Here is a 20,998-nt window from a genome sequence, read left to right as displayed (position 1 = left end):
GAAATTGTCTCCAGGCTGGCTTTGGCCCAAGACTGGCTTGACCCAAGACTTACTTGACCCATGACTGACTTGATCCATGCGAGGGAACGCCGATCGATCGCCTCGTCAGGATCGCGGCTTCTTCGCACGCCACTGCTCAAGTGCTGCCTCCATCGCCTGGCGTATCGCCAGGTAGAACTCGGCCATATCCTCGAGGCGGTCCCGCGCTGCTCCCGACGCCACAGTGACTGCGCCATTCCTTAGGAGAGCGGCGAGCGCATCGAGCAGGTGGTTCTGCTCGGTCAGCATGCCCTCGTAATTATCGGACACCGCGTACAAGGCGCGCTTGCTGCCGCGTTCGCCATGGCGCCGGGCGAGCCTGTATGTTTCCAGCAATCGCGCGGCGACGCTGGCGCTGCTCTTGCTGATCTCGAGCTCGGCCGTGATGCGGTCGAGGCTGACCGGCTCGGCGCAGAGCAGCAGATAGCCGTAAAGGCGCGCCGCGGTCTGGGGCACGCCCCAAGGGATCAGCAACCGGGCCGCCTCCTCGATGAAGCGTTGCTCAGCCGTCGCCATGCGCTTGTTCGCTATATTCGGCATTTCCCGAATATAGCGTATATAATGCGTATGTCCAATGTGCGAGAGCGGTCAAAGGGAATCGCATGCCTGCCAGATAAGGCGCGCGGCTACCGGAATACGGCCCTTCCCTGCACCGCGATCCCCTACCCTGCCAATCGCCCCAGCGCGGGGCCGATCTCGGCCCGCACCACCAGATCGGCGATAGCGTCGAGCTCCGTCGGCTCGCGGTTGACGATGACGAGCTTGGCGCCATTGCGCTTGGCGATGACGGGAATCGCTGCGGCGGGAAAGACGACGAGCGAAGAGCCGACCACGAGGAAAAGATCGGCCTGCAGCGTCAGCGCATGGGCTCGCTGCATCTGCATCTGTGGCATCGCCTGACCAAACGAGATCGTCGCCGATTTGACCTGGCCGCCGCACATGATGCAGCGCGGCGGCTCACCCGTCGCTTCGAAGGCCGGTCTGATCGCGGCGAGCTCATGACGCCAGCCGCAGGTCAGACACGTAGCGTAGGTGCCGTTGCCGTGCAGTTCGACGATGCGCTCATCGGGAATGCCCGAGGCCTGATGCAAGCCGTCTATGTTCTGGGTGACGATGCCGGGCGAGCGGCCTTCGCTCACCAACCGCGCCAAAGCGCGGTGGCCACGATTGGGGCCGGCGCCGGCGAAATGGTCGTCCATCGCGAATTTGCGCCGCCAGGCCTCGATGCGCGCCTCGCGGCTGGCGGTGAAGGCAGCAAACGGGATCGGCTTGTGGACCATCCAGGGCGAACCCGGCGTGCGGAAATCCGGCACGCCGGATTCAGTCGAGATGCCGGCTCCGGTAAAGCCGACGATCACGGCTGCCCGGTCGAGCATGGCATGGAGTTCGTCGATGGCGTCGTTGGTCTCGTCCTGCATGCGCAATGATATGGGGTGATAACCCGCCTGCGTCCAAGTTGATTGACAAGGATGGCCGATTGACGAGGGCGCCGCCGCATCCCAAAGCTGCCTGCCATGCTGAAGACGCCGCAAGCTACCTTGAATCCCGACCTGCTCGACACCGGTACGCCTCCGATCCCGGAGGCCCAGGGCTGGGCGCGCGCCTATGACGGCCGCAACGGGCCGCTGATCGACCTGTCTCAAGCCGTTCCGGGCTCACCGCCGCCACAGGAGCTGCTGCAGCGCCTCGGTGAGGCCGCTAGCGCGACCGACAGCGCCCGCTATGGCGCGATCACCGGCGATCTCGCTTTGCGCGAGGCCTATGTGAAGGAGATGGGGAGTATCTACGGCGCGCGTTTCTCGCCCAGCGAGATCGCGATCACCTCGGGCTGCAACCAGGCCTATGTCATCACGATGATGGCGCTGGCCCGGGCCGGCGACAATGTGCTCCTGCCGACGCCCTGGTATTTCAACCACGAGATGACGCTGACCATGCTCGGCGCCGAGCCCAGGCCTCTGCCCTGCGATCCCGCAGCCGGCTTCGTGCCGGATGTCGCGGACGCAGAGAAGCTGATCGACGCGCGCACCCGCGCCATTGTGTTGGTGACGCCAAACAACCCGACCGGCGCGGTCTATCCGGCCGCGACCATCGCAGCCTTCGCCGAGCTCTGTGCACGGCGCGGGCTCTGGCTGGTGCTCGACGAGACCTATCGCGATTTCCTGCCCGAAGGCGTTGCCAGGGCACATGAGGTCTTTGCTGCAAGCGCCTGGCAAGACTCCGTCATCGGGCTCTACAGCTTCTCCAAGGCCTATGCCGTGCCGGGTTGGCGCCTGGGCGCGATCACGGCAGGCGAAAAGGTCGTCGCGCAGATCGGCAAGGTACTCGACTGCGTCCAGATCAGCCCGGTGCGCGCCGGCCAGGCGGCGATCACCTGGGGCATCGACGGCATCCGCGCCTGGCGCGAGGCCAACCGCGTCGAGATCAATGCCCGCGCCGCTTTGTTCCGCGCCGCGATGGCGCCGCTCGAAGGCTGGCGCGTGCTCGCGGCGGGCGCCTATTTCGCCTATGTCGCACATCCCTTCGAGGGCGTGCCGGCAGCCGATGTCGCGCGCAGGCTGGTCGAAGAGCGCGGTGTTCTCGCCCTGCCTGGCCCCTATTTCGGCCCGGAACAGGAGCAGCATCTGCGCATCGCCATCGCCAATGTCGCAGCCGACCGGATCGGCGGACTCGGCGAGAGGCTGGCCGGGTTTTCGGTTTAGAGGCTGCCGCTCTAGATTGCTTCGCTGCGCTCGCGACGACGGAGCGAACTACCGGAACAGCGCCGCGTAGCGCTCGCGATAGGCCCAGACCAGCAGGCTCCCGAGCACCACGAGGATGATCGCCACGGGGATGCCCTGCGGGTTGATCACCAGATGGAACAGCACGATCACCGTCATCACCGGCGCGAGCAATGCGAGGCCAAAGGCCGGCACGATGTTCAGGAGCAGGCTGAGCGCCCCCGCCAGATTGACCGTCTTCAAGAGCGGCCAGAAGAAGCCGGCATTCTGCAGCGCGGTCTCGAAGGCGACGCCGCGCTCACTTGTCGGCGGATGGATCAGATGCGCGCCGGTGGCGAGCCACCAGAAACCGTCGATCGCGCTGACGAGGAAGAGCAACCCGAGCAGGACGCGCGGAACCGTAACCAGAAGAATCTGTCGCATGACGTGCCCCCCAGCACTGCCTCATCGGAATAGGCGATTCTTAGAGCGCTTTCGAGCGAAGTGGATACCGGGTCGCGTGAAGAAAACGCGCTAAAACAAAGGTCTAGAGTGATTTCCGATCCAACTGGATCGGAAACTGTTCTAGCACCGCACTTCCGCGACTGTCGATTGGACAGCTTGCCCACCCGCTCTGCGGGAGAAGGGCAAGCTCACATCGTCGCCCCGATCTGCCACGGCACGAACTCGGCGTCGCCATAGCCCATCTCTTCCGACTTCGAATGCTCGCCCGAAGCGATGCGCAGCAGGTAGTCGAAGATCTCCTTGCCCTTCTCTTCCAGCGTCACGCCGTCGAGCACATCGCCGCAATTGATGTCCATATCGTCGGTCTGCTTCAGATACATCGGCGTGTTGGTGGCGAGCTTGACCGAGGGCGTCGGCTTGCAGCCATAGGCCGAGCCGCGGCCTGTGGTGAAGGCGAGGATATTGGCCCCGCCGGCGACCTGCCCCGTGGCGGAGACCGGGTCGTAGCCGGGCGTGTCCATGTAGACGAAACCCTTGGACTTCACCTGCTCGGCATAATGATAGACCGCGGCCAGCGTCTTGGTGCCGCCCTTGGCCGCCGCACCAAGCGATTTCTCCAGGATGGTGGTGAGCCCGCCGGCCTTGTTGCCGGGCGACGGGTTGTTGTTCATGTCCATCCGGGCGCGGGCCGTATAGTCCTCCCACCACTTGATGATGCCGACGAGCTTCTCTCCCACCTCGCGGGTGGCGGCGCGGCGAGTCAGCAGATGCTCGGCGCCGTAGATCTCCGGCGTCTCGGACAGGATCGCGGTGCCGCCATGCTCGACCAGGAGGTCGACGGCCTTGCCCAAGGCCGGGTTGGCGGTGATGCCGGAATAGCCGTCCGAGCCGCCGCATTGCAGCGCCAACATCAATTCCGAGGCCGGCACGGTCTCGCGCACGGCGCGGTTGGCGATCGGCAGCATCACCTTGAGCGCCTCGATGCCCGCGGCGACCGCCTTTTTCGTGCCACCCGTCTCCTGGATCGTCAGCGTGCGGAAGACGTCGCTCTCCTCGACGCCATAGGCGTCCTTCATCCGCTTGATCTGGAAACCCTCGCAGCCGAGGCCGACGACGAGGACGGCGGCCATGTTCGGGTTGCAGGCATAGCCCCAGGTCGTGCGCTTCAGCACCTCGAAGCTCTCGCCATTATAGTCGATGCCGCAGCCGGTGCCGTGGGTCAGCGCGATGACGCCGTCGACATTGGGATAATCGGCGAGCAGGCCCGAGCGCTTGACCTCCTCGGCCATGAAACGCGCCGCCGAGGCCGAGCAGTTCACCGAAGTGAGGATGCCGACATAGTTGCGCGTGCCAGCCTTGCCATTGGCGCGGCGGAAGCCCTCGAAGGTCGCCTGCTGTTCGACCGGCAGGACGAATTCGGGCTTGGCCTCGGCGCAGAAGGCATAGTCGCGCTCGAAGGCGTGGAACCCGGTATTGTGCTCATGCACCCATTCGCCAGGCGGAATATCGACCGTGGCGAAACCGATGATCTGGCCGAATTTACGGATCGGCTCGCCAGTCGCGATCTTGCTCAGCGCCAGCTTGTGCCCGCGCGGAATCCGCTTCAGCGCGGTGACGCCCGCGGCAGTGACGCCGACATCGACAGGATCGACCGCGACCGCGACATTGTCGGCGGCGTTGAGCGTGAGCGTGCGAGGTGGAAGCGCTTTGTCGAGCATGTGCGAACCGCTGGCTGGGGCGCGCCGCGACCGGTGCGGCGACATACGCAACACATGCACCTGCGCGGCTCAGTTTTCAATCGTTTGAAGAAGATGGCTGCGTTTGAAGAAGACGGCCGCGTTTGAAGAAGATGGCCGCCCCGCGGCACATGTCAGGCCCGGGCGCCTGCTGCCTTGACGAAATCGAGGAAGGCCCGCAGCGGGGCGGGAACCAGGCGCCTGCCGGGATAATACAGGAACGGTCCCGGAAAGCTCTGCCACCAGGATTCGAGGACCGGCTCGAGCGCGCCGCTGTCGAGATGCGGACGCAGCCAGCCCTCGAAAAGGGAGATGATCCCGCTGCCGGCGATCGCCGCCTCGACGGCGAGATCGATCGCGCCTCCCACGCTGACGATGAGCGGGCCCGCAGGCTCGACCCGCACGACCTCGCCATCCCGCTCGAACTCCCATGGCGTCGTCAAGGCTCCGCTTGCAAAACGGCCGAGCAGGCAGGCATGGCCGAGCAGATCGCGGGGATGCGCCGGACGGCCGGCGCGATCGAGATAGGCTGAAGACGCCGCAGCCGCAAAGCGCTGGATGCGGGGGCCGATCGGCACCGCGATCATGTCCTGCTCCAGACGCTCGTCATAGCGGATGCCGGCGTCGCAGCCGGCCGCAAGGACATCGACGAAGCTTTCGTCGGCGACCACCTCCAGCCGAATCTCCGGATAGGCGGCCAGGAACGGCGGCACGATGGCGGGCAGGATGAGCCGCGACGCGCTGACCGGCACATTGAGGCGCAGCGTTCCCGCGGGCCTGTCGCGAAAGCTGTTCACGACGTCGAGCGCCGTTTCCACTTCAAGGAGGGCCGGCCCGAGGCGATCGAGCAGGCGTTGGCCAGCCTCGGTCACTGCCACGCTGCGTGTGGTGCGGTTGAGCAGCCTGACACCGAGCTGCGCCTCGAGCCGGCGCACGGCTTCGCTCAATCCCGACGCGCTACTGCCGCTGGCCCGCGCGCCATCGCGAAAGCCTTTGGCGCGCGCGACCGCCACAAAGGCGTTGAGGTCGCTCAGATCGGCTTTCATTGTCTTGAATCCCGCACAGCCTGTACGGATTATGGCCGGTTATCGTGCAAGTCGGCAATGACTAGCTCGGGGTCGTTCCCAAAGGAGATCATCCATGTCCACGATCGAACCATCCGGCACATTCGTCCTCGGCGACCGCGCCGTGAAGCGCCTCGGCTACGGCGCCATGCAACTCGCAGGGCCCGGCGTCTTTGGCCCACCCAAGGATCGCGACGCCGCGCTCGCCGTCCTGCGCGAGGCGGTTGCAGCGGGCGTGAATCACATCGACACCTCGGACTTCTACGGCCCTCACGTCACCAACCGGATCATCCGCGAGGCCCTGCACCCCTATCCCGACGACCTCGTCATCGTCACGAAGGTCGGCGCCCGGCGCGGCGAGGATGCATCCTGGATTCCGGCCTTCTCGGCCGACGAGCTGACGCAGGCGGTTCATGACAACCTCGGCAATCTCGGCCTCGACGTCTTGGACGTCGTCAACCTCCGCGCCATGTTCGACGTCCACGGCCCGGCGGAAGGGTCGCTGGAGGCGCCGCTCGCCACGCTGGCCGAACTTCAGCGCAAGGGCCTCATCCGTCATATCGGGCTGAGCAATGTCACGCCGACGCAGATCGCGGACGCGCGCAAGATGGTCGAGGTCGTCTGCGTCCAGAACCAATACAATCTGGCGCACAGGGCAGACGACGCCCTGATCGACGATCTCGCCCGTGACGGCCTCGCCTATGTGCCGTTCTTCCCGCTCGGTGGTTTCAACCCGCTGCAATCCTCGATCCTGTCGGAAGTCGCCGCGCAGCTCGGCGCTACGCCGATGCAGGTCGCGCTTGCCTGGCTGCTTCACCGGGCGCCCAACATTCTCCTGATCCCTGGAACCTCGTCCGTCGCGCATCTGCACGACAATCTGGCTGCGGCGGATATCATCTTGCCCGACGATGTGCTCACGGCCCTGGACGGAATCGCGGCGCCGGCAGCTCACGGCTGAAGCGCCGATCCAAGCCAAAGAAAAAGCCCGGCCTCACGGCCGGGCTTCATATCGTGTCAGCGAGCCTGCGCCGCCAGCGGCGGCGTGGCGTCAGCTCACTTGGCGGCCGGGACGGCCTTGGCGACGATGCCTTCGAACGGCTTGTAGGCGTCCTTGGCGAGGGCGGTGTAGAGCTCGCCCATCTTGGTCAGCTGGGCGACGGCGCCCTCGAAAGCGGTCTTGACGTAGTCGGTCTGGATCTCGATCGCCTTGTCGAGGGTCTTCACGGCGGCGAGCTTCTCGATCGTCGCGGTGCCGGCCTCGAAGGACTTCTTGGCGTAGTCGGAAGCCTCGACGGCGATGGTCTGCACGCCCTTGGAGGTGGCGCCGAAAGCCTTCAGGGCCGCATCGACGTTCTCTTTCGAAGCCTTCTGGATCGTCTCGAACTGCTGGATCATGTTTCTTCCCTCCGGCACAGGAGTGCCGCCTCTGCTGACGAGCCCTTGCGGACCCAGGTTTCTCGCCCCAAGGCCAGATGAAAAGGTTCACCACCGGGGACAGTCCTCATATTGTGCAGTGCAACATGAATGTCAAGGACGCACCGCATTGCACCAGACGCAGACCGCGCCAAAACAGATGCGTCGCTTTTTAACGGCTCCGTAACCGCATCCGCCTAACCTCTCCCACTGTGTCCTTATCGCCACGTTTGTTGACGTGGTGCGGGATCGGGACGTGAGTTCTGAGTTGAGGCGGGTTGCATGGCTTTTTGTTGCGTTGGTACCCGACGCGCGCGTCTTCGCGCGGTCGTCGGACTGATCGGTGTCGTCACGATTGCGGTCAGCATGGCCGCGTCTCCGGCCGAAGCCCGCAAGCGTCGCCACCATGGCGCCGGCGGTGGCTATACGCCGCCTTACGCGGCCATGGTCGTGGACGTGAAGAGCGGCCGCACCCTGCACGCCGTCAATGAGGATGCGCCGCGCATCCCCGCCTCCCTGACCAAGGTCATGACGCTCTATATGCTGTTCGAGCAGATGGAGCGCGGCCGCTTCAGCATGGATTCCGAGCTCAAGGTCTCGGCTTATGCCGCGGCCCAGCCGCCGACCAAGCTCGGCCTGCGCCCAGGCTCCACCATCGCGGTCGAAGACGCCATCAAGGGCATGATCACGCTCTCGGCCAACGACGCGTCGGTCGTGGTCGCCGAGAGCATCGCCGGCTCGGAGGACGCCTTCGCCGAAATGATGACGCGCAAGGCGCGCTCGCTCGGCATGAGCTCCACGCGCTTCCACAACCCGCATGGCCTGCCGCATTCCCCGCCGAACCTGACCACGGCGCGCGACCTCACCATCCTGGCCCGCGCGATCCAGGAGCGGTTCCCGCGTTATTTCCCACTCTTCCAGACACGTTCCTTCCAATATGGCGAGCGCACGATCCGCGGTCATAATCGCCTGCTCGGCCGCATCGAGGGCGTCGACGGCATCAAGACCGGCTACACCCGCGCCTCGGGCTTCAACCTGATGACCTCGGCCAAATCGGAAGGCCGCCAGATCGTCTCGGTCGTGCTCGGCGGCCGCTCCGGCGCCTCCCGCGACAAGATCATGGCCGATCTCGTGGTCGCCAACCTGCCTCGCGCCGCCACCAGCGGCCGCGCCTCGACCATGGTCGCCGAAGCGCCCGAGCCGGAGGAGGCGCCACGCCGCGCCGCCCCGGTCGCCGCCGCGCCGCCGCAGCCCGTCGCTGTCGCAGCCGTCGAGCCCGCGCCCATGCCGGTGCCGCGTCCGCGCATCCAGCAGGAGGCGCCGCTTCCCGCCGCCGCCCGCGCCTACACCGCCACCACCACGACGCCGATCGCGCCGCCGCGCCCGCTCAATGTCGGGGCCCAGCAGCTGCAGCTTTCGGGCATGCGCACCGTGACCGCCACGACGACGCCTTCGGCGATGCGCTGGTCGATCGGCGCCCAGCCGGCTGACGCCAAGGTTCTGCGCCCGCCGGCGAATGTCGACGTCACCTCCTCGATCGCCAAGGTCGCCGAGCCCGACGAGGAAGCCCTCGCCAAGCTCATGGAGCCCAAACCGCAAGAGGCGAAGCAGCAAGAGACGAAACAGGCCGAGCGCAAGATCGAACTGCGCCAGCCCGTCGCCGTCGCCGCGGAGAAGAAGCCCGAGCCCGCCACCACCGTCCTCGCCAAGGCCGCAGCCGACACCAAGGCGAACGACGCCCGCCCGGTGGCGAGCATCGCCAGCGGCAAATGGATCATCCAGCTCGGCGCCACCGATGACGAGGCCAAGGCCAAGGACATTCTGGCCCGCGCCCGCTCCAAGGCGGCCGGCCCGCTGGCCGATGCCTCCGGCTTCACCGAGAAGGTCGAGAAGGGTGGCGCCACCTTGTTCCGCGCCCGCTTCGCCGGCTTCGAGGACCCCAAGGACGCCCAGAACGCCTGCACGAAGCTCAAGCGCGACGGTTTCGCCTGCTTCGCGACCCGCGGCTGACGGACAGACAGGAAAGGATCTGAGACCGATGTCGTTCCAGCCCCACACCCTGCCGCCGTTCGGCTCACTTCAGAAGGACGTCCTTGGCCTGGTTGACGCGGGCGGCAAGGCCGCTGCTGCCGCCGGCGTCCGGATGAATCCGCTTCATCAGGCTCCGATGGGCCTCGCGGATCGCCTGCTCGCCCGCCCCCGGCTGAAGCCCCAGGATCTCGTAGGCCTCCTGCTGCGACATCGCGCCCGGGCTCGCCGCGCCACCCTGCCCCGTGTCGCGGTGACGATCAGCGTCTTCACGCCAGCCGGGCGTCCGGCGGTCGAGATATGCCTCTAGCAGGCGGGCGCCGTCAGGATCGCTCGCGAGGCATTCGCGCATCAAGGCGCTGATCTCCGGCAGGCTCAAGCCATCGAGATCGCGCCCCGCGAAAGCCCCGGCGCGGACCTTGCCGGTCATGCCGCCGCTGTCATGGTCGAGTTCCATCTGCAGCAACCTGGATTCGACCTTGGAGCGCGCGCCCGGCGTCGTGCTCGTCCCAGCCCCTCCACCCCAGGGAAAGCGCATTCCGCCCGGCCCATAGGCGCTCCAGCCGAGTAGCCAGGCGCCGAGCCCGCCGACGAAGATCGCCATGTCGAGCCGCCCGCGCAGCATCAGCAGAGCCGCGACGCCGAGCGAAAGCACGCCGCCCCCGGTCTTCGCCACCTTGGCCAGGAGCTTCGGATTGGCGCCGGCAAACAGTTTCGACGCCCACCAGAGCAGGATCAGCACGGCAACGCCGTAAAACAGACTCAAGCTCGGCCTCCATCCATAGCGCTCAATAGCCCCTTGACCGCGGCGTTGTCGCCGGCGAGCCGCAGCAGCGCCTCGCGCCCGCCGCTGGCATAGGCGGCCGCTCCCCGTAGCAGGTCGAGCAGCGAGCCCGGCGCATTGACGTCGAAGCGCGCATGCGCGCCACCGGTCAGGCGCGCTATCGTCGCGAAGGCGGCGCTGGCGGCGGGGTCATGGCCTTCCTGGAATAGGAAACCGCGAATCCCGCGCAGGCCGAGCTCGCCTGCGAGAGCGGCAAGCGCATCGACATCCTCCTCCATCGCATCGCCGACGAAGACGAAGGCGCGGATCGGCACGGTCTTCGCTTCGTCACGGATATGCTTGAGCACGCGATGGATCTGCGTCTGGCCGCCCTCGCAGGCGATCCGGCTCATCAGCCCGTTGAGGCGTTGCGGCTCGCCGACCCAGCCTGACGAGCGGCATTCCATCAGCCCGCGGAAATAGACGAGCTGGACCGCAAGCCCGCCGCTCTTCGCTGCGACCTCGAACATCCGCGCCTGCAAGGAGCAGGCAAGATCCCAGGTCGGCTGGCGGCTCATCGTGGCGTCGAGCGCGAAGACGAGCCGGCCCGCCTGCCCCGTCGCCAGCGGCGCGAGCTGCTTGGCGGCCCCCAGGAAGCGGTCGATCGCACCCGGCGTCGAGGCGCCCGCAGCCTGTGGTGCGGTGGCTTCGGCCTTGCCCAGAGCACGGTCGGTCTTGTCGCTCATGAGGCTCCCGGTCGCACGACGCTGCAAATCATACCTGACCTGATATTGGCCATCGCCCGCGCATTTGCTACCCGTCCGCAAAATGGGAGGACAGGCGCAGTGACGCAGATAGCGGTTTTCGAGACGGTCGCCGCCATGCGGGCCAAGGTCGCGGCCTGGCATGCCGCGGGCGAGAAGGTCGCGCTGGTGCCGACCATGGGCGCACTGCATCAAGGCCATATCGCCCTGGTGAAGGAAGCCCAGCGCCATGCGCGGCGCGTCATCACCACGATCTTCGTCAACCCGACGCAGTTCGCCCCGCATGAGGACTTCAAGAAATATCCGCGCACCTTCGACCAGGACTGCGCGATGCTGGCCGAGGCGCAGGCCGACGCGGTCTTCTTTCCCCAGGTCGAGGAGATGTATCCCCCGGGCTTCGCCACCCGCATCCTGCTGCTCGGCCCCGCCGCAGTCGGCCTCGACGACCGCTTCCGGCCGACACATTTCGAAGGCGTTGCAACGGTTTGCTGCAAACTCTTTACCCAGAGTCAGGCCGATTGCGCCGTCTTCGGCGAGAAGGATTATCAGCAGCTCAAGGTGGTGACGCGGATGGCGGCTGATCTCGACCTCGGCATCGAGATCATCCCGCTGGCGACCTTCCGCGAGCCCGACGGCCTCGCCATGTCCTCGCGCAACCGCTACCTCTCGGCCGAGCATCGCGCGCTCGCGCCGCTGCTGCACAAGGTCATGCAAGCGCTCGCCGCGCGCCTGCGCAACCGCGACGACCTGTTCAAGGCGGTGACCGAAGCGCAAGGCGAGATCATCTCGGCCGGCTTCGAGCTGGATTACCTTGAAGCCCGCCACGCGGACACGCTCGCTGCCATAACCTCGCTGGCCGACGGCCCGATCCGTCTTCTGGTGGCGGCAAGGATCGGCGGAACGAGGCTGATCGACAATATCGCGGTGTGAGGCATAGCGCCGTCATTCTCGGGCGCAGCCCTCGGGTCCGATCTTCGATCAACCCAAGGATAAACTCCGCGAAGACCCGAGGCTCTCGTGCCGGTTGGAGCAATGCAGCGCCGCCCTTTCCGGGAAGAGATGGTCGGCTCAAGGCCGACCATGACGCGACGGCTTACAGCAGCCCCAATTCCGCCAGCTCTCGCCGCATCGCCTCCGGCATCACGCCGAGATCGCCGCTGCGACCGTCGATGTCGCGCGGCTTGTCCTTGTCGGCGAGATAGCGCCAGCCCTGGAAGGGCCGGCAGGGGCGCGGCTCGACCGGCACCACCACCGGCTCCATCACGAGATGGCAGCGGCCGATGCCATCCGCATCGGTGAAGGGCCTGATCTCCGTCAGGCGCTGGCGGGCCGAGATCTGGCCCTTGATCACCCAATAGAGCGAGCCGCCATCGACGATCTCGCTGACGCGTTTGGGCACCATGCGGGTGGTGTGCGTCTGCTCGTCGGGGCGGCCCATCCGCCGGCGCAGCAGCGACTGCTCCTCGATCCATTCCTCGAGATCGCTGATCGATTCGGCGCCGACGCAGAGTTTGAGCAGGTGAAGCGACATGGGCGGGATAGTAACGTCGATCGCCGCTCGCGCCAGCGCAGCCGCGCTCAATCCAAAGCTTTTCTCGAATGCTCGATGGCGTAGGTGCCGCCGTCGAATTTGCGCACCGTGTCCGGCGAGTTGGGGGTGGGCGCGGCTGCCGCGTCGAGCATTTCGGCGGTGGAAAGCCCCTGATTGACCTTGTGCAGGATGGTGTCGGAGACCAGGAACGCATTCTCGGCCAAGAGCCGCTTGCGGACGTCCTGGATGTCGTCGGGATTGAGCAGGGTTATGAACGAACAGCCGCCGGCCGATTGCAGTTTCGGCTTTCCGTCTGTCCAGACCACGGTCGTCGAAGTCGAGAAGGTCCACTGGACCGCGCGCACCGGGACATGCGCGCCATCGGGGCGCTCGACGACGAGGGCTGTGATGAAATTCGTTTCGCTGGCGTGCTTCTGCAGGAAATTCCGTTTTGCTGTCAGCATGTTGGCGCGCACGAGACGGGCGGTTCCGCCAGGCGAATCGATGATCGTGATCGAGCCCTTGCTGTCGTTGGCGACCGGCTTTGCCAGCGCCGAAAAAAACGGCAGCGACGGCGCCGAAAAATTGCTGCCCACATTCGCGCCGACACAGTCGAGGTTCCAGGTGAAGTTGATCGAGGTCGTGCCAATGGTCTGCGAGCCGTGCTCCGGCTCGAGCCCGGCATAGGACATCGAGAGGAATTTGTGGAACGCGATCTGTTTGAGACCGTAGCCCGTTCCTGCCGGTGCGCCCTTGGGCGTGAAGCTGCAGGTCGTTTTGAACGCCTGCACGCCGCTGTTGGGGGCAAAGCGCCCGACCATCAGCCGCCAGTCGAACGGGTCGGGCTTTTCGAAATCGACCGGGCGGCCTCTCGCCGCGTCGGAATTGAAAACATTCTCGAAGGTGACGCCGGAAATGGTGAAGCCAGGCGAAATCGTATGATCGGACATGTCGCCTACCAGTACATGTTGCCGCGCCGCTCGGCCGGGAGAACCCGGTCGAACGCCTGGCCTGCCTTGTATTTCCCGAAATCGAGCAATTCGAGCAACGGGTCGGCGAGGATCAACTGGTCGAACAGTCCCAGCGTCTTGGGGCCGATCATCCCATCGGAGGCGAGCCTTTTCTGCAGCTGGAACTTGCGCACATTAGCGTCGGTCTCGCTGCCGAAAATCCCGTCCCACTGGCCATTCTTGAACGATTTGACGAAGCTGAAGCCGAGGTCGTTGAGCAGATCCTGCACCGTCGCGACAGCGGGTCCGGTGGCGCCACGAGCGAGTGGCGCAGACGACGTCACCTTGAGCAAAGGCAGGCAGGCTGAAAGGCGACGGGACCGAAACATCGCAGCGTCTCCGTGATTGTCAGCGTCAGACCAATAGCCATCCAGAATATGCCCAAAAACAATCAGACACCGAAACGGCCAGGCTTGTAAATCCGCACGCCGCGACGGCGTGACCGCCGCGGCCGAACAGGCTATTCAGACCCGCACACAGGAGACCCACCATGCGCGGACTTGCAGGCAAGGCCATCCTCGTCACCGGCTCCTCGACCGGCATCGGCTACGCGATGGCGCAGCGGCTGGTGGCGGACGGCGCCAAAGTGCTCGTCCATGGCCGCGACGAGACCGAGGTCGAGGCCGCCTGCCGGCATCTCGGCGCTTCAGCGCAAGGGGCCACAGGCGACCTCGCCGACCCCGCCACCGCGCAAACGCTGATCGACGCCACGGTGAAGGCCTTCGGGCGCATCGACGGCCTCGTCAACAATGCCGGCATCTATCCGCGCGGCGTGCTCGGCGAGACCACCGCGACCTTCTTCGACCATATCTTCGCGATCAACACCCGCGCGCCGCTGCTTTGCGCCGAGGCCGCGATCCGCGCCTTCCGTCTGCAGAAATCCGGCGGCGCCATCGTCACCGTCGGCTCGATCAACGCCTATTGCGGGCTCTCCAACCTGACCGTCTATTCGATGTCGAAGGGCGCGCTGATGACGATGACGCGCAACCTCGCCAATGCGCTCGGGCCCGAGCATATCCGGGTGAACCAGCTCAATGTCGGCTGGACCTTCACCGCCAATGAGGATGTGACACAGCAGCGCGAGGGCCAGAAGCCCGGCTGGCAGGACCATGTCCCGCTCAAACTCGCCCCGACCGGCCGGATCATGCAGCCCGAGGAGATCGCGGCCCACACCGCCTTCTGGCTCTCCGACGAGAGCGCCCCGGTCTCGGGCCAGCTCTACGAGGCCGAGCAATATCCGTTGATCGGGCGCGTCTGATCTGTGGATTCCGCTGCGCCTGCCGATTTCGAGTCTTGGCTGTATTTTGAGCCCTGGCTGTCGCGCTGGGCGCTCGCGCCCGACGGCGACGCCATCACCACCCATGGCAGCCGCCTGCTGCCGGTACGCCGTCAAGGCGAGCCCGCCATGCTGAAGCTGCCCGAGGCCGAGGATGAGCGCCTCGGTTACCGCCTGCTCGAATACTGGGGCGGCGACGGCGCGGCGCGCCTGCTTGCCCACGACGAAAGCGGCAGCGCCATGCTGATCGAACGCGCCATCGGCAAGCGCTCGCTTTCGGCCATGGCCCGCAATGGCAGGGACGATGAAGCGACGCTCATCCTCTGCGAGGCGATCGCCCGCCTGCAGCGGCCGCGCGGCCCGGCCCCAATCGGGTTGATCCCGCTCGAAACCTGGTTCAAGGACCTGTTCCCGATAGCGCAGCAGCGCGGCGGCCTCCTCGCCCGCTCCGCCGCCACGGCGCGCGAATTGCTGGCGGCGCAGCAGGAGATCCTGCCGCTCCATGCCGATCTCCACCACGACAATGTGCTGGATTTCGAGGGGAGTGGCTGGCGCGCCATCTATCCGAAATGCGTCATCGGCGACCGCGCCTTCGAATACACTATCCTGTTCTGCGACCCTGATCTCGCCGATCCCGATCCCCCGGTCGCGGTGAGCCGCTTCGAGCGCCGGCTCGACATCGTCGTCGCGCAATCGGGGCTGGAGCGCCCTCGTTTGCTGCAATGGCTCATCGCCTGGTGCGGCCTCTCGGCTGCCTGGTTCCTCGGCGACGACGACCCGCTGGTCGAGATCAATCTGGCGATCATGACAAAGGCGATCGCCGCGCTCGACGGTTAGAGCGTTTTCGAGCGAAGTGGACACCGGTTCGCGTGAAGAAAACGCGTTAAAACAAAAGGCTAGAGCATTTCCACGCTTCGGAGAAACGCGGAAATGCTCTAGGGGCTCCCGCTGGCCGGGGCATCTCGAACCTGCCCGGCTAGGCTGGGCTCGGCTGTCGTCGAGAGCAACGACAGCCCCTTCATTGCCCCGATGTGATCCATAATTATGCCGCCCGGCGAGATAGTGACTGCCGAAGAGCGACTATTCCCCCGATTGCGGCAAGCAGTAAATCTGGCGGCGAAGCCAAGCAGCCGAACTGTAGCGCAGGCGCCGCGGCTCCGCTGCGCAAGTCATCGGAAGGAACTGGGGCAGCCGGGCGACATCGAGCGGAACTTCGGCCAGTCCACGGCCAGGTACAAGGAATAGGCGGCACGACGAAGCCAGCGTGTCGTTGCCCACAACCGAGGTGTGATCGTGTCCCTCTCCCAAGCCCTGAGTCTTTTGCCGCGTCGCGATCTGCTGGAGGGGCCGACTCCGATTCAGCGCCTTCATCGTATCGAGGATGCTTTGGGTTCGTCGTCGCATGGCGTTCGACTCTACGCCAAGCGCGACGATCTGATGTCGCTCGGCGGCGGCGGCAACAAGTTGCGCAAGCTCGAGTTCCTGCTCGGCGATGCCACCGCGGCAGGCGCGGACACGATCATCGCCACAGGCGGCCGGCAATCGAACTTCGCTCGCCTGGCGGCTGCCGCGACCGCGCGGCTGGGCCTGGCCTGCGAACTGGTTCTCTCCCGCATGGTGTCGCGCGGAGGCGACGAATATGATCGAAACGGCAACATCCTGCTCGACGATCTCTTCGGCGCCCGCATCCACGATCTACCGGCCGGCGTCGGTTCGACAGAGTTCGCGGAAGAGCGGGCCGAGGCGCTGCGTCGGGCTGGCCGGATCGCCTATGTGGCGACGCTCGGCGGCTCTTCGACGGTCGGAAGTCTCGGCTACGCGGCCTGCGCTCTCGAAATCCAGGCGCAATCCAAGGATCTCGAGGTCGATTTCGGCGCGGTCGTGCTCCCGAATGGCAGCTCGGGAACACAGGCCGGACTGGTCGCGGGATATCGGGCGCTCGGGCTTGATACCACCCGGGTGAGGTCTCACGCAGTGCTTGCCCCTGCCACCAGCGCAGTTGCGGCGACGGTCGAGAAAGCCAACGCCGCGTTGATGTTATTGGGTTTCGAGCCGTCTCTGACTTCGAATGACGTCAAGGTCTCGGGAGACCAGTTGGGTGCGGGCTATGGTGTTTCGACGCCGGCGATGGTCGAGGCGGTCCGGCTGATGGCGAGCCGGGAGGGCTTGCTGCTCGACCCCGTCTACGGCGGCAAGGCGTTCGCCGGCTTGCTGGCGGACGTCTCGGCCCGACGATTCAAGGCCGGTGACAACGTCCTCTTCATCATGACTGGCGGGAGCCCCGGCCTCTACGCCTATGCGAGCGATTTCCTCGGCGCAGATCGCAAGGATCCAAGCTGAGCACCACCACAGTGGGCAGGCGATACGCTCGCCTGCGAGCCACGCGAAGCATCAAACGTCCTATCGGCCCCAAGGAGAGAACCAATGTACGATGTATCCAGACGTAGCGTCTTCATGACGGCCGCCGGCGCCGCATCGGTCTTCGGATTGTCACGCCCCATCGAGTTGATCGGTAGCGCCCTTGCACAAAACGCAGCTGGAACGCCAAAGGCGTTTCATAAATTCAAGGTTGGCGATATCGAGGTCACGACGGTCTATGACGGACTGTGGGAAAAGCCCCACGCGCCGAACTTCGCGAAGAATGCGTCACTCGATGAGGTGAAGGCGGCGCTGATCGCTGGCGGGCTGACCGATGCCTACGTCCCCGTCCCGTTCACCGTGACAATCGTCAAGGTCGGTGGTCGCACGATCATGTTCGATTCAGGTACCGGCGGCCAGTTTCCACCGGCCGGCCAGGGCAAGGCCGGATTGCTGCTCGAGTCCAACCTGAAAGCCGCCGGGATCGACCCAGCCAGCATCACGACGATCCTGGTCACGCACTACCATCCAGATCACATCTGGGGCCTGATGGCGAAGGAGACCAACGCGCAAATCTATCCTAACGCCGAGATCATCGTGCCCGCGTCGGAGCACAAGTTCTGGACCGATGCGAGTGTGTTTACGAAACTTCCGGAGGCGGCGCACGGATTGCCGAAGCGCATCCAGGCGACACTGCCGACGTGGAAGAACGTCAGGCTTGTCGAGGACAATGTCGAGGTCGTGCCGGGTATTCGCTCCGTCGGAACCAATGGTCACACGCCTGGCCATACGAGCTACATCGTCTCCTCGGGCGCACAGCAACTGTTCGTCACGGGCGACGTTACCAATATCCCCGCCCTGAATATGCGCCATCCCGGCATGAATCTCGTGCTCGATACAGACTCTGCCATGGCCGAAGCCAGCCGCCGCAGGATCTTCGAACGCGCTGTTGCCGAGAAGGCAGTGCTGACGGGCTACCACTGGGGCATCCCTGGTGCGGGCACGATCGCCAAGGACGGTGCGGGCTACGCGCTCGTCTCTGTTGCCTAAGTCAATCACAAGAACACAGGAGCGGTCATCCATCGGCCGCTCCTGGCTGGCCCCGTCACCACAAGCGAAGCGTGGAAAGAGCCGCAGCACCCTTTGATTGGCGCGCGCCTATCGGGAGCGATCTGAGGTCGGTCGCCTGGGCAATGCGCTGCGCGCAGCCCCCTTGTTTTCCAAAGGAGATCGAAATGGTAATCGGCAGCAATGCGCCGACCACCTGCGCCGAACAGCGGCTGAAGGACCTCGGTATCACACTCCCTTCCCCGCCTACGCCCTTCGGCGCCTATGTCGAAGCGGTGAAGATCGGCAATCTGCTCTTCCTGAGCGGAATGCTGCCGGTCATCGATCGCAAGCCGCAGTTCCTCGGACGGGTCGGCGGCGAGTTGTCCGTGGAAGATGGCCGAAAGGCAGCGGAGATTGCTGGCCTCAGCGCGCTGTCCGCCATCAAGCAGCATCTTGGCACGCTCGACAAGGTAACGGGCGTCGCCAAACTCGGGGTCTACATCGCGACGGCGGGCGATTTCCGGGACCATCCGAAGGTCGCGGACGGAGCATCCGAGCTGCTCGCCAAGGTCTTCGGAACCGGGATGCTGTCAGGCCGCATCGTCCTGGGTATGGCCAGCTTGCCTCTCGGCGTGCCGGTCGAGATCGAACTCATTCTCGAGGTCGCAGGGTGAAACACGGCGAGCAGGCCAGCCCTCGAGATCGGCTTGGCGCGGCCCCCGCCTGCGCTGCCAACTCCGACAGGCGCGAGATCTGGAGACCATCTCGACGGTAGCCTTGCTCCTGAGATAGTGGGGAGTTGACAGGCAGATTCATTCCACTTGGCGAGAGAAAAATGGACCGGCTCGACGCCATGAAGGTATTCGTGGCCGCGCTGGACGAGGGCAGTCTTGCCGCGGCGGCGCGGCGGCTCGCCCGGTCGCCCGCCGCCGTGAGCCGTGCGATCGCCTTTCTCGAAGCGCATGTCGGGACCGAACTTCTCCACCGGACGACGCGGACCATGAAGCTGAGCGAGGCGGGCGCACACTACGCCGCGGCCTGCCGGCGCGTACTGGCGGATCTCGAGGAAGCCGAGTTGAGCGTCCTGAGCGAGCGTACCGCGCCGCGCGGGACGGTGACGATCACCGCGCCGCCGATCAGCGGCGAGGAGATTCTCCGCCCGATCGTCGATGCCTATCTCGAAGCCTATCCCGCCGTGTCGGTGAACCTGGTCCTGCTCGACCGGTCCGCGAATCTGGTCGAGGAAGGGATTGATGTCGCGCTGCGACTTGGCGATTTGCCCGATTCCTCGATGATCGCCGTCCGTATCGGCGGGAACGTCAAAAGGGTCGTGGTCGCATCGCCCAGCTATCTGGCACGGCATCCGCGTATCGACGAGCCCGCTGACCTCGCCAAGCATCAGATCGTGACCACAACCTATATTGGGCAGAATAGCTGGGTCTTTCCGCCCGCAGCCGGCTCCTCGATCGCGCGGGTGGTTCATTTCAAGCCGCGGCTCGTCGTCAACAGCGTGCGCGCCGCCCTCGCCTCTGCGGTCGGGGGTCTCGGCGTGACACGCCTCTATACCTACCACGTCGCCGAGCACGTGCAGGACGGCGCACTGACGGTGCTGCTGCGCGACGCCGAACCGCCAACGATGCCTGTCCATCTCGTCACGCCGCAGGGGCGCACGCTGGTGCCCAAAGTGCGAGCGTTCATGGATTTTGCCGCGCCGCTGCTGCGCAAGGAATTCGCGCGACTTTCGGCAGAGGCGGGTGTGCTGACGCACTGAACCAACGCTCTGTGACCATGGCAATGCCGATCGAAGGATAGCCGATCAGGGTGAACCAAAGAGTCCGCTGGCTGCGCGGAGCCTCGCTGAGGCAAACGCCATTTGAGGAACTCCTATTCATCCGCTTTGAGGAAGAGTGTCGCTCAGCCAGCAGGCGTTCGCTCTTCCATCGAATGAACCTAAGTGTCGTGCACCGCAATGGACCGGCGGCGTCACGCGCCCCGGGTCAGGAGATCTTCTCATGGGTGCAGAACGGAAAGTCGCCATTGTCACTGGCGCGTCACAGGGAATCGGCGCCGAGACCGTCGCCGCGTTTCGCCATCGCAACTATCGCGTGGTCGCGACGTCGCGCACGATCAAGCCGTCGCGCGATCCAGATCTGATCACCGTCGCCGGCGATATCGGCGATCCCGAGACCGGCAAGCGCGTCGTCGAGGAAGCGCTCGCCCGCTTCGGCCGGGTCGATACGCTGATCAACAATGCCGGCATCTTCATTCCGAGCGCGTTTACGGACTATACTTCGGAGCAATATGCCCAAATCTTGTCGACTAACCTCAACGGTTTCTTCTTCATCACCCAGCATGCTGTCAGCGCGATGGAGAAGCAGGGCCGCGGCCATGTCGTCCAGATTTCGACCAGTCTGATCGATCACGCCAATTCGAACATCCCCTCAGTGCTCGCGTCGTTGACCAAGGGCGGGCTGAATGCGGCAACGAAGAGCCTGGCGATCGAATATGCCAAGCGCGGCATACGCGTGAACGCCGTGGCGCTGGGCATCATCAAGAGCCCGATGCACCCGGTCGAGAACCACGGCGTGCTCGGCGGCCTGCACCCGATGGGCCGCATGGGCGAGATGTCGGACATCACCGACGCGATTCTCTATCTCGAAAACGCGCCGTTCGTGACCGGCGAAATCCTCCACGTCGATGGCGGCCAGAGCGCCGGCCACTGAGCCGACGCGCGCCGGATGCCGGGCTGCAGCGCTTGGCCTGCCGCTCTATGTCCCGACTGCCCTCGCCGTCGATGCCGCGCGG

At 65.4% G+C, this 20,998-nt stretch carries 22 protein-coding genes; 11 read left to right on the top strand and 11 right to left on the bottom strand.

All coding sequences use genetic code 11. The annotated features are described in order from the left end of the window. Positions 1 to 105: 105 nt before the first annotated feature. Positions 106 to 555 (bottom strand): GbsR/MarR family transcriptional regulator, encoded by a 450-nt coding sequence (locus ACSQ3P_RS02855; RefSeq protein WP_436164137.1) that lies wholly within the window; start codon positions 553 to 555, stop codon positions 106 to 108. A 146-nt stretch (positions 556 to 701) separates the two neighbouring features. Then, positions 702 to 1,457, bottom strand: coding sequence for an SIR2 family NAD-dependent protein deacylase (locus ACSQ3P_RS02850; protein ID WP_436164136.1), 756 nt, complete (start codon positions 1,455 to 1,457; stop codon positions 702 to 704). A gap of 96 nt (positions 1,458 to 1,553) precedes the next feature. Here ACSQ3P_RS02850 and ACSQ3P_RS02845 point away from each other — a divergent pair, with 96 nt between their 5' ends. Beyond that, complete coding sequence (locus ACSQ3P_RS02845) at positions 1,554 to 2,738, top strand: aminotransferase (RefSeq protein WP_436164135.1); 1,185 nt, start codon at positions 1,554 to 1,556, stop codon at positions 2,736 to 2,738. Positions 2,739 to 2,786: 48 nt separating this feature from the next. On the opposite strand, the gene ACSQ3P_RS02840 is transcribed toward ACSQ3P_RS02845, so the two are convergent. The 3 genes from ACSQ3P_RS02840 to ACSQ3P_RS02830 all read right to left on the bottom strand — a co-directional run bounded on the left by ACSQ3P_RS02840 (position 2,787) and on the right by ACSQ3P_RS02830 (position 5,982). Beyond that, the gene (locus tag ACSQ3P_RS02840) at positions 2,787 to 3,179 is read right to left on the bottom strand and encodes a hypothetical protein (protein WP_436164134.1); all 393 of its coding nucleotides are present in this window, start codon (positions 3,177 to 3,179) and stop codon (positions 2,787 to 2,789) included. Between the two features lie 209 nt (positions 3,180 to 3,388). Beyond that, a complete protein-coding gene (locus ACSQ3P_RS02835) occupies positions 3,389 to 4,918 on the bottom strand; it encodes a UxaA family hydrolase (RefSeq protein ID WP_436164133.1) in 1,530 nt (509 codons plus the stop codon). 152 nt (positions 4,919 to 5,070) lie between these two features. Next, on the bottom strand, positions 5,071 to 5,982 hold the full coding sequence (locus tag ACSQ3P_RS02830) for a LysR substrate-binding domain-containing protein (RefSeq protein ID WP_436164132.1): 912 nt from the start codon (positions 5,980 to 5,982) through the stop codon (positions 5,071 to 5,073). A 94-nt stretch (positions 5,983 to 6,076) separates the two neighbouring features. Here ACSQ3P_RS02830 and ACSQ3P_RS02825 point away from each other — a divergent pair, with 94 nt between their 5' ends. Beyond that, positions 6,077 to 6,958 carry an aldo/keto reductase family oxidoreductase gene (locus tag ACSQ3P_RS02825; protein ID WP_436164131.1) on the top strand — a complete coding sequence of 294 codons (882 nt, stop codon included), beginning with the start codon at positions 6,077 to 6,079 and terminating at the stop codon, positions 6,956 to 6,958. A 95-nt stretch (positions 6,959 to 7,053) separates the two neighbouring features. On the opposite strand, the gene ACSQ3P_RS02820 is transcribed toward ACSQ3P_RS02825, so the two are convergent. Then, positions 7,054 to 7,395, bottom strand: a complete 342-nt coding sequence (locus ACSQ3P_RS02820) for a phasin family protein (protein ID WP_069692005.1) — start codon at positions 7,393 to 7,395, stop codon at positions 7,054 to 7,056. A gap of 384 nt (positions 7,396 to 7,779) precedes the next feature. Between ACSQ3P_RS02820 and ACSQ3P_RS02815 the strand changes: the two genes are divergently transcribed. Next, a complete protein-coding gene (locus tag ACSQ3P_RS02815; RefSeq protein ID WP_436164130.1) occupies positions 7,780 to 9,423 on the top strand; it encodes a serine hydrolase in 1,644 nt (547 codons plus the stop codon). A gap of 64 nt (positions 9,424 to 9,487) precedes the next feature. Here the strand turns inward: ACSQ3P_RS02815 and ACSQ3P_RS02810 are convergent, their stop codons facing one another. Both ACSQ3P_RS02810 and ACSQ3P_RS02805 read right to left on the bottom strand, forming a co-directional pair. Beyond that, positions 9,488 to 10,207 (bottom strand): DnaJ domain-containing protein, encoded by a 720-nt coding sequence (locus tag ACSQ3P_RS02810; RefSeq protein ID WP_436164129.1) that lies wholly within the window; start codon positions 10,205 to 10,207, stop codon positions 9,488 to 9,490. After that, positions 10,204 to 10,950, bottom strand: a complete 747-nt coding sequence (locus ACSQ3P_RS02805; RefSeq protein WP_436164128.1) for a VWA domain-containing protein — start codon at positions 10,948 to 10,950, stop codon at positions 10,204 to 10,206. The genes ACSQ3P_RS02810 and ACSQ3P_RS02805 overlap by 4 nt, the downstream gene beginning before the upstream one ends. A gap of 99 nt (positions 10,951 to 11,049) precedes the next feature. Here ACSQ3P_RS02805 and panC point away from each other — a divergent pair, with 99 nt between their 5' ends. Continuing rightward, positions 11,050 to 11,898 carry a pantoate--beta-alanine ligase gene (gene panC / locus ACSQ3P_RS02800; protein ID WP_436164127.1) on the top strand — a complete coding sequence of 283 codons (849 nt, stop codon included), beginning with the start codon at positions 11,050 to 11,052 and terminating at the stop codon, positions 11,896 to 11,898. A 163-nt stretch (positions 11,899 to 12,061) separates the two neighbouring features. Here the strand turns inward: panC and ACSQ3P_RS02795 are convergent, their stop codons facing one another. From ACSQ3P_RS02795 to ACSQ3P_RS02785, 3 genes are read right to left on the bottom strand one after another with little or no spacing between them, the layout of a single operon-like run. Then, complete coding sequence (locus ACSQ3P_RS02795) at positions 12,062 to 12,499, bottom strand: DUF1489 family protein (protein ID WP_069692010.1); 438 nt, start codon at positions 12,497 to 12,499, stop codon at positions 12,062 to 12,064. Positions 12,500 to 12,546: 47 nt separating this feature from the next. After that, the gene (locus tag ACSQ3P_RS02790; protein WP_436164126.1) at positions 12,547 to 13,449 is read right to left on the bottom strand and encodes a hypothetical protein; all 903 of its coding nucleotides are present in this window, start codon (positions 13,447 to 13,449) and stop codon (positions 12,547 to 12,549) included. A gap of 5 nt (positions 13,450 to 13,454) precedes the next feature. Next, on the bottom strand, positions 13,455 to 13,838 hold the full coding sequence (locus tag ACSQ3P_RS02785; protein ID WP_436164125.1) for a peptidoglycan-binding domain-containing protein: 384 nt from the start codon (positions 13,836 to 13,838) through the stop codon (positions 13,455 to 13,457). Between the two features lie 161 nt (positions 13,839 to 13,999). Here ACSQ3P_RS02785 and ACSQ3P_RS02780 point away from each other — a divergent pair, with 161 nt between their 5' ends. The 7 genes from ACSQ3P_RS02780 to ACSQ3P_RS02750 all read left to right on the top strand — a co-directional run bounded on the left by ACSQ3P_RS02780 (position 14,000) and on the right by ACSQ3P_RS02750 (position 20,916). Continuing rightward, entirely contained in the window at positions 14,000 to 14,767 is a 768-nt protein-coding gene (locus ACSQ3P_RS02780) for an SDR family NAD(P)-dependent oxidoreductase (protein ID WP_436164124.1), read from the top strand. A gap of 39 nt (positions 14,768 to 14,806) precedes the next feature. Next, entirely contained in the window at positions 14,807 to 15,622 is an 816-nt protein-coding gene (locus tag ACSQ3P_RS02775; protein ID WP_436165143.1) for an aminoglycoside phosphotransferase family protein, read from the top strand. A 456-nt stretch (positions 15,623 to 16,078) separates the two neighbouring features. Further along, the gene (locus ACSQ3P_RS02770; protein ID WP_436164123.1) at positions 16,079 to 17,125 is read left to right on the top strand and encodes a D-cysteine desulfhydrase family protein; all 1,047 of its coding nucleotides are present in this window, start codon (positions 16,079 to 16,081) and stop codon (positions 17,123 to 17,125) included. Positions 17,126 to 17,209: 84 nt separating this feature from the next. Further along, positions 17,210 to 18,193 (top strand): MBL fold metallo-hydrolase, encoded by a 984-nt coding sequence (locus tag ACSQ3P_RS02765; RefSeq protein WP_436164122.1) that lies wholly within the window; start codon positions 17,210 to 17,212, stop codon positions 18,191 to 18,193. A gap of 185 nt (positions 18,194 to 18,378) precedes the next feature. After that, entirely contained in the window at positions 18,379 to 18,867 is a 489-nt protein-coding gene (locus ACSQ3P_RS02760; RefSeq protein ID WP_436165142.1) for a RidA family protein, read from the top strand. 161 nt (positions 18,868 to 19,028) lie between these two features. Beyond that, entirely contained in the window at positions 19,029 to 19,964 is a 936-nt protein-coding gene (locus ACSQ3P_RS02755; protein WP_436164121.1) for a LysR substrate-binding domain-containing protein, read from the top strand. A gap of 241 nt (positions 19,965 to 20,205) precedes the next feature. Continuing rightward, positions 20,206 to 20,916, top strand: a complete 711-nt coding sequence (locus ACSQ3P_RS02750; RefSeq protein ID WP_436165141.1) for an SDR family NAD(P)-dependent oxidoreductase — start codon at positions 20,206 to 20,208, stop codon at positions 20,914 to 20,916. Positions 20,917 to 20,998: the final 82 nt, after the last annotated feature.

Source organism: Allobosea sp. LjRoot9, assembly GCF_964252745.1.
Classification (GTDB): domain Bacteria; phylum Pseudomonadota; class Alphaproteobacteria; order Rhizobiales; family Beijerinckiaceae; genus Allobosea.
This window is presented reverse-complemented; position numbering and strand designations above follow the sequence as displayed.

What these genes read in the sequence shown, in the direction of transcription:
- ACSQ3P_RS02855 (WP_436164137.1), bottom strand. Translation starts at nt 555, where the DNA reads ATGGCGACGGCTGAGCAACGCTTCATCGAGGAGGCGGCCCGGTTGCTG.
- ACSQ3P_RS02850 (WP_436164136.1), bottom strand. Translation starts at nt 1,457, where the DNA reads ATGCAGGACGAGACCAACGACGCCATCGACGAACTCCATGCCATGCTC.
- ACSQ3P_RS02845 (WP_436164135.1), top strand. Translation starts at nt 1,554, where the DNA reads ATGCTGAAGACGCCGCAAGCTACCTTGAATCCCGACCTGCTCGACACC.
- ACSQ3P_RS02840 (WP_436164134.1), bottom strand. Translation starts at nt 3,179, where the DNA reads ATGCGACAGATTCTTCTGGTTACGGTTCCGCGCGTCCTGCTCGGGTTG.
- ACSQ3P_RS02835 (WP_436164133.1), bottom strand. Translation starts at nt 4,918, where the DNA reads ATGCTCGACAAAGCGCTTCCACCTCGCACGCTCACGCTCAACGCCGCC.
- ACSQ3P_RS02830 (WP_436164132.1), bottom strand. Translation starts at nt 5,982, where the DNA reads ATGAAAGCCGATCTGAGCGACCTCAACGCCTTTGTGGCGGTCGCGCGC.
- ACSQ3P_RS02825 (WP_436164131.1), top strand. Translation starts at nt 6,077, where the DNA reads ATGTCCACGATCGAACCATCCGGCACATTCGTCCTCGGCGACCGCGCC.
- ACSQ3P_RS02820 (WP_069692005.1), bottom strand. Translation starts at nt 7,395, where the DNA reads ATGATCCAGCAGTTCGAGACGATCCAGAAGGCTTCGAAAGAGAACGTC.
- ACSQ3P_RS02815 (WP_436164130.1), top strand. Translation starts at nt 7,780, where the DNA reads ATGGCCGCGTCTCCGGCCGAAGCCCGCAAGCGTCGCCACCATGGCGCC.
- ACSQ3P_RS02805 (WP_436164128.1), bottom strand. Translation starts at nt 10,950, where the DNA reads ATGAGCGACAAGACCGACCGTGCTCTGGGCAAGGCCGAAGCCACCGCA.
- ACSQ3P_RS02795 (WP_069692010.1), bottom strand. Translation starts at nt 12,499, where the DNA reads ATGTCGCTTCACCTGCTCAAACTCTGCGTCGGCGCCGAATCGATCAGC.
- ACSQ3P_RS02790 (WP_436164126.1), bottom strand. Translation starts at nt 13,449, where the DNA reads ATGTCCGATCATACGATTTCGCCTGGCTTCACCATTTCCGGCGTCACC.
- ACSQ3P_RS02785 (WP_436164125.1), bottom strand. Translation starts at nt 13,838, where the DNA reads ATGTTTCGGTCCCGTCGCCTTTCAGCCTGCCTGCCTTTGCTCAAGGTG.
- ACSQ3P_RS02780 (WP_436164124.1), top strand. Translation starts at nt 14,000, where the DNA reads ATGCGCGGACTTGCAGGCAAGGCCATCCTCGTCACCGGCTCCTCGACC.
- ACSQ3P_RS02765 (WP_436164122.1), top strand. Translation starts at nt 17,210, where the DNA reads ATGTACGATGTATCCAGACGTAGCGTCTTCATGACGGCCGCCGGCGCC.
- ACSQ3P_RS02760 (WP_436165142.1), top strand. Translation starts at nt 18,379, where the DNA reads ATGGTAATCGGCAGCAATGCGCCGACCACCTGCGCCGAACAGCGGCTG.
- ACSQ3P_RS02755 (WP_436164121.1), top strand. Translation starts at nt 19,029, where the DNA reads ATGGACCGGCTCGACGCCATGAAGGTATTCGTGGCCGCGCTGGACGAG.
- ACSQ3P_RS02750 (WP_436165141.1), top strand. Translation starts at nt 20,206, where the DNA reads ATGGGTGCAGAACGGAAAGTCGCCATTGTCACTGGCGCGTCACAGGGA.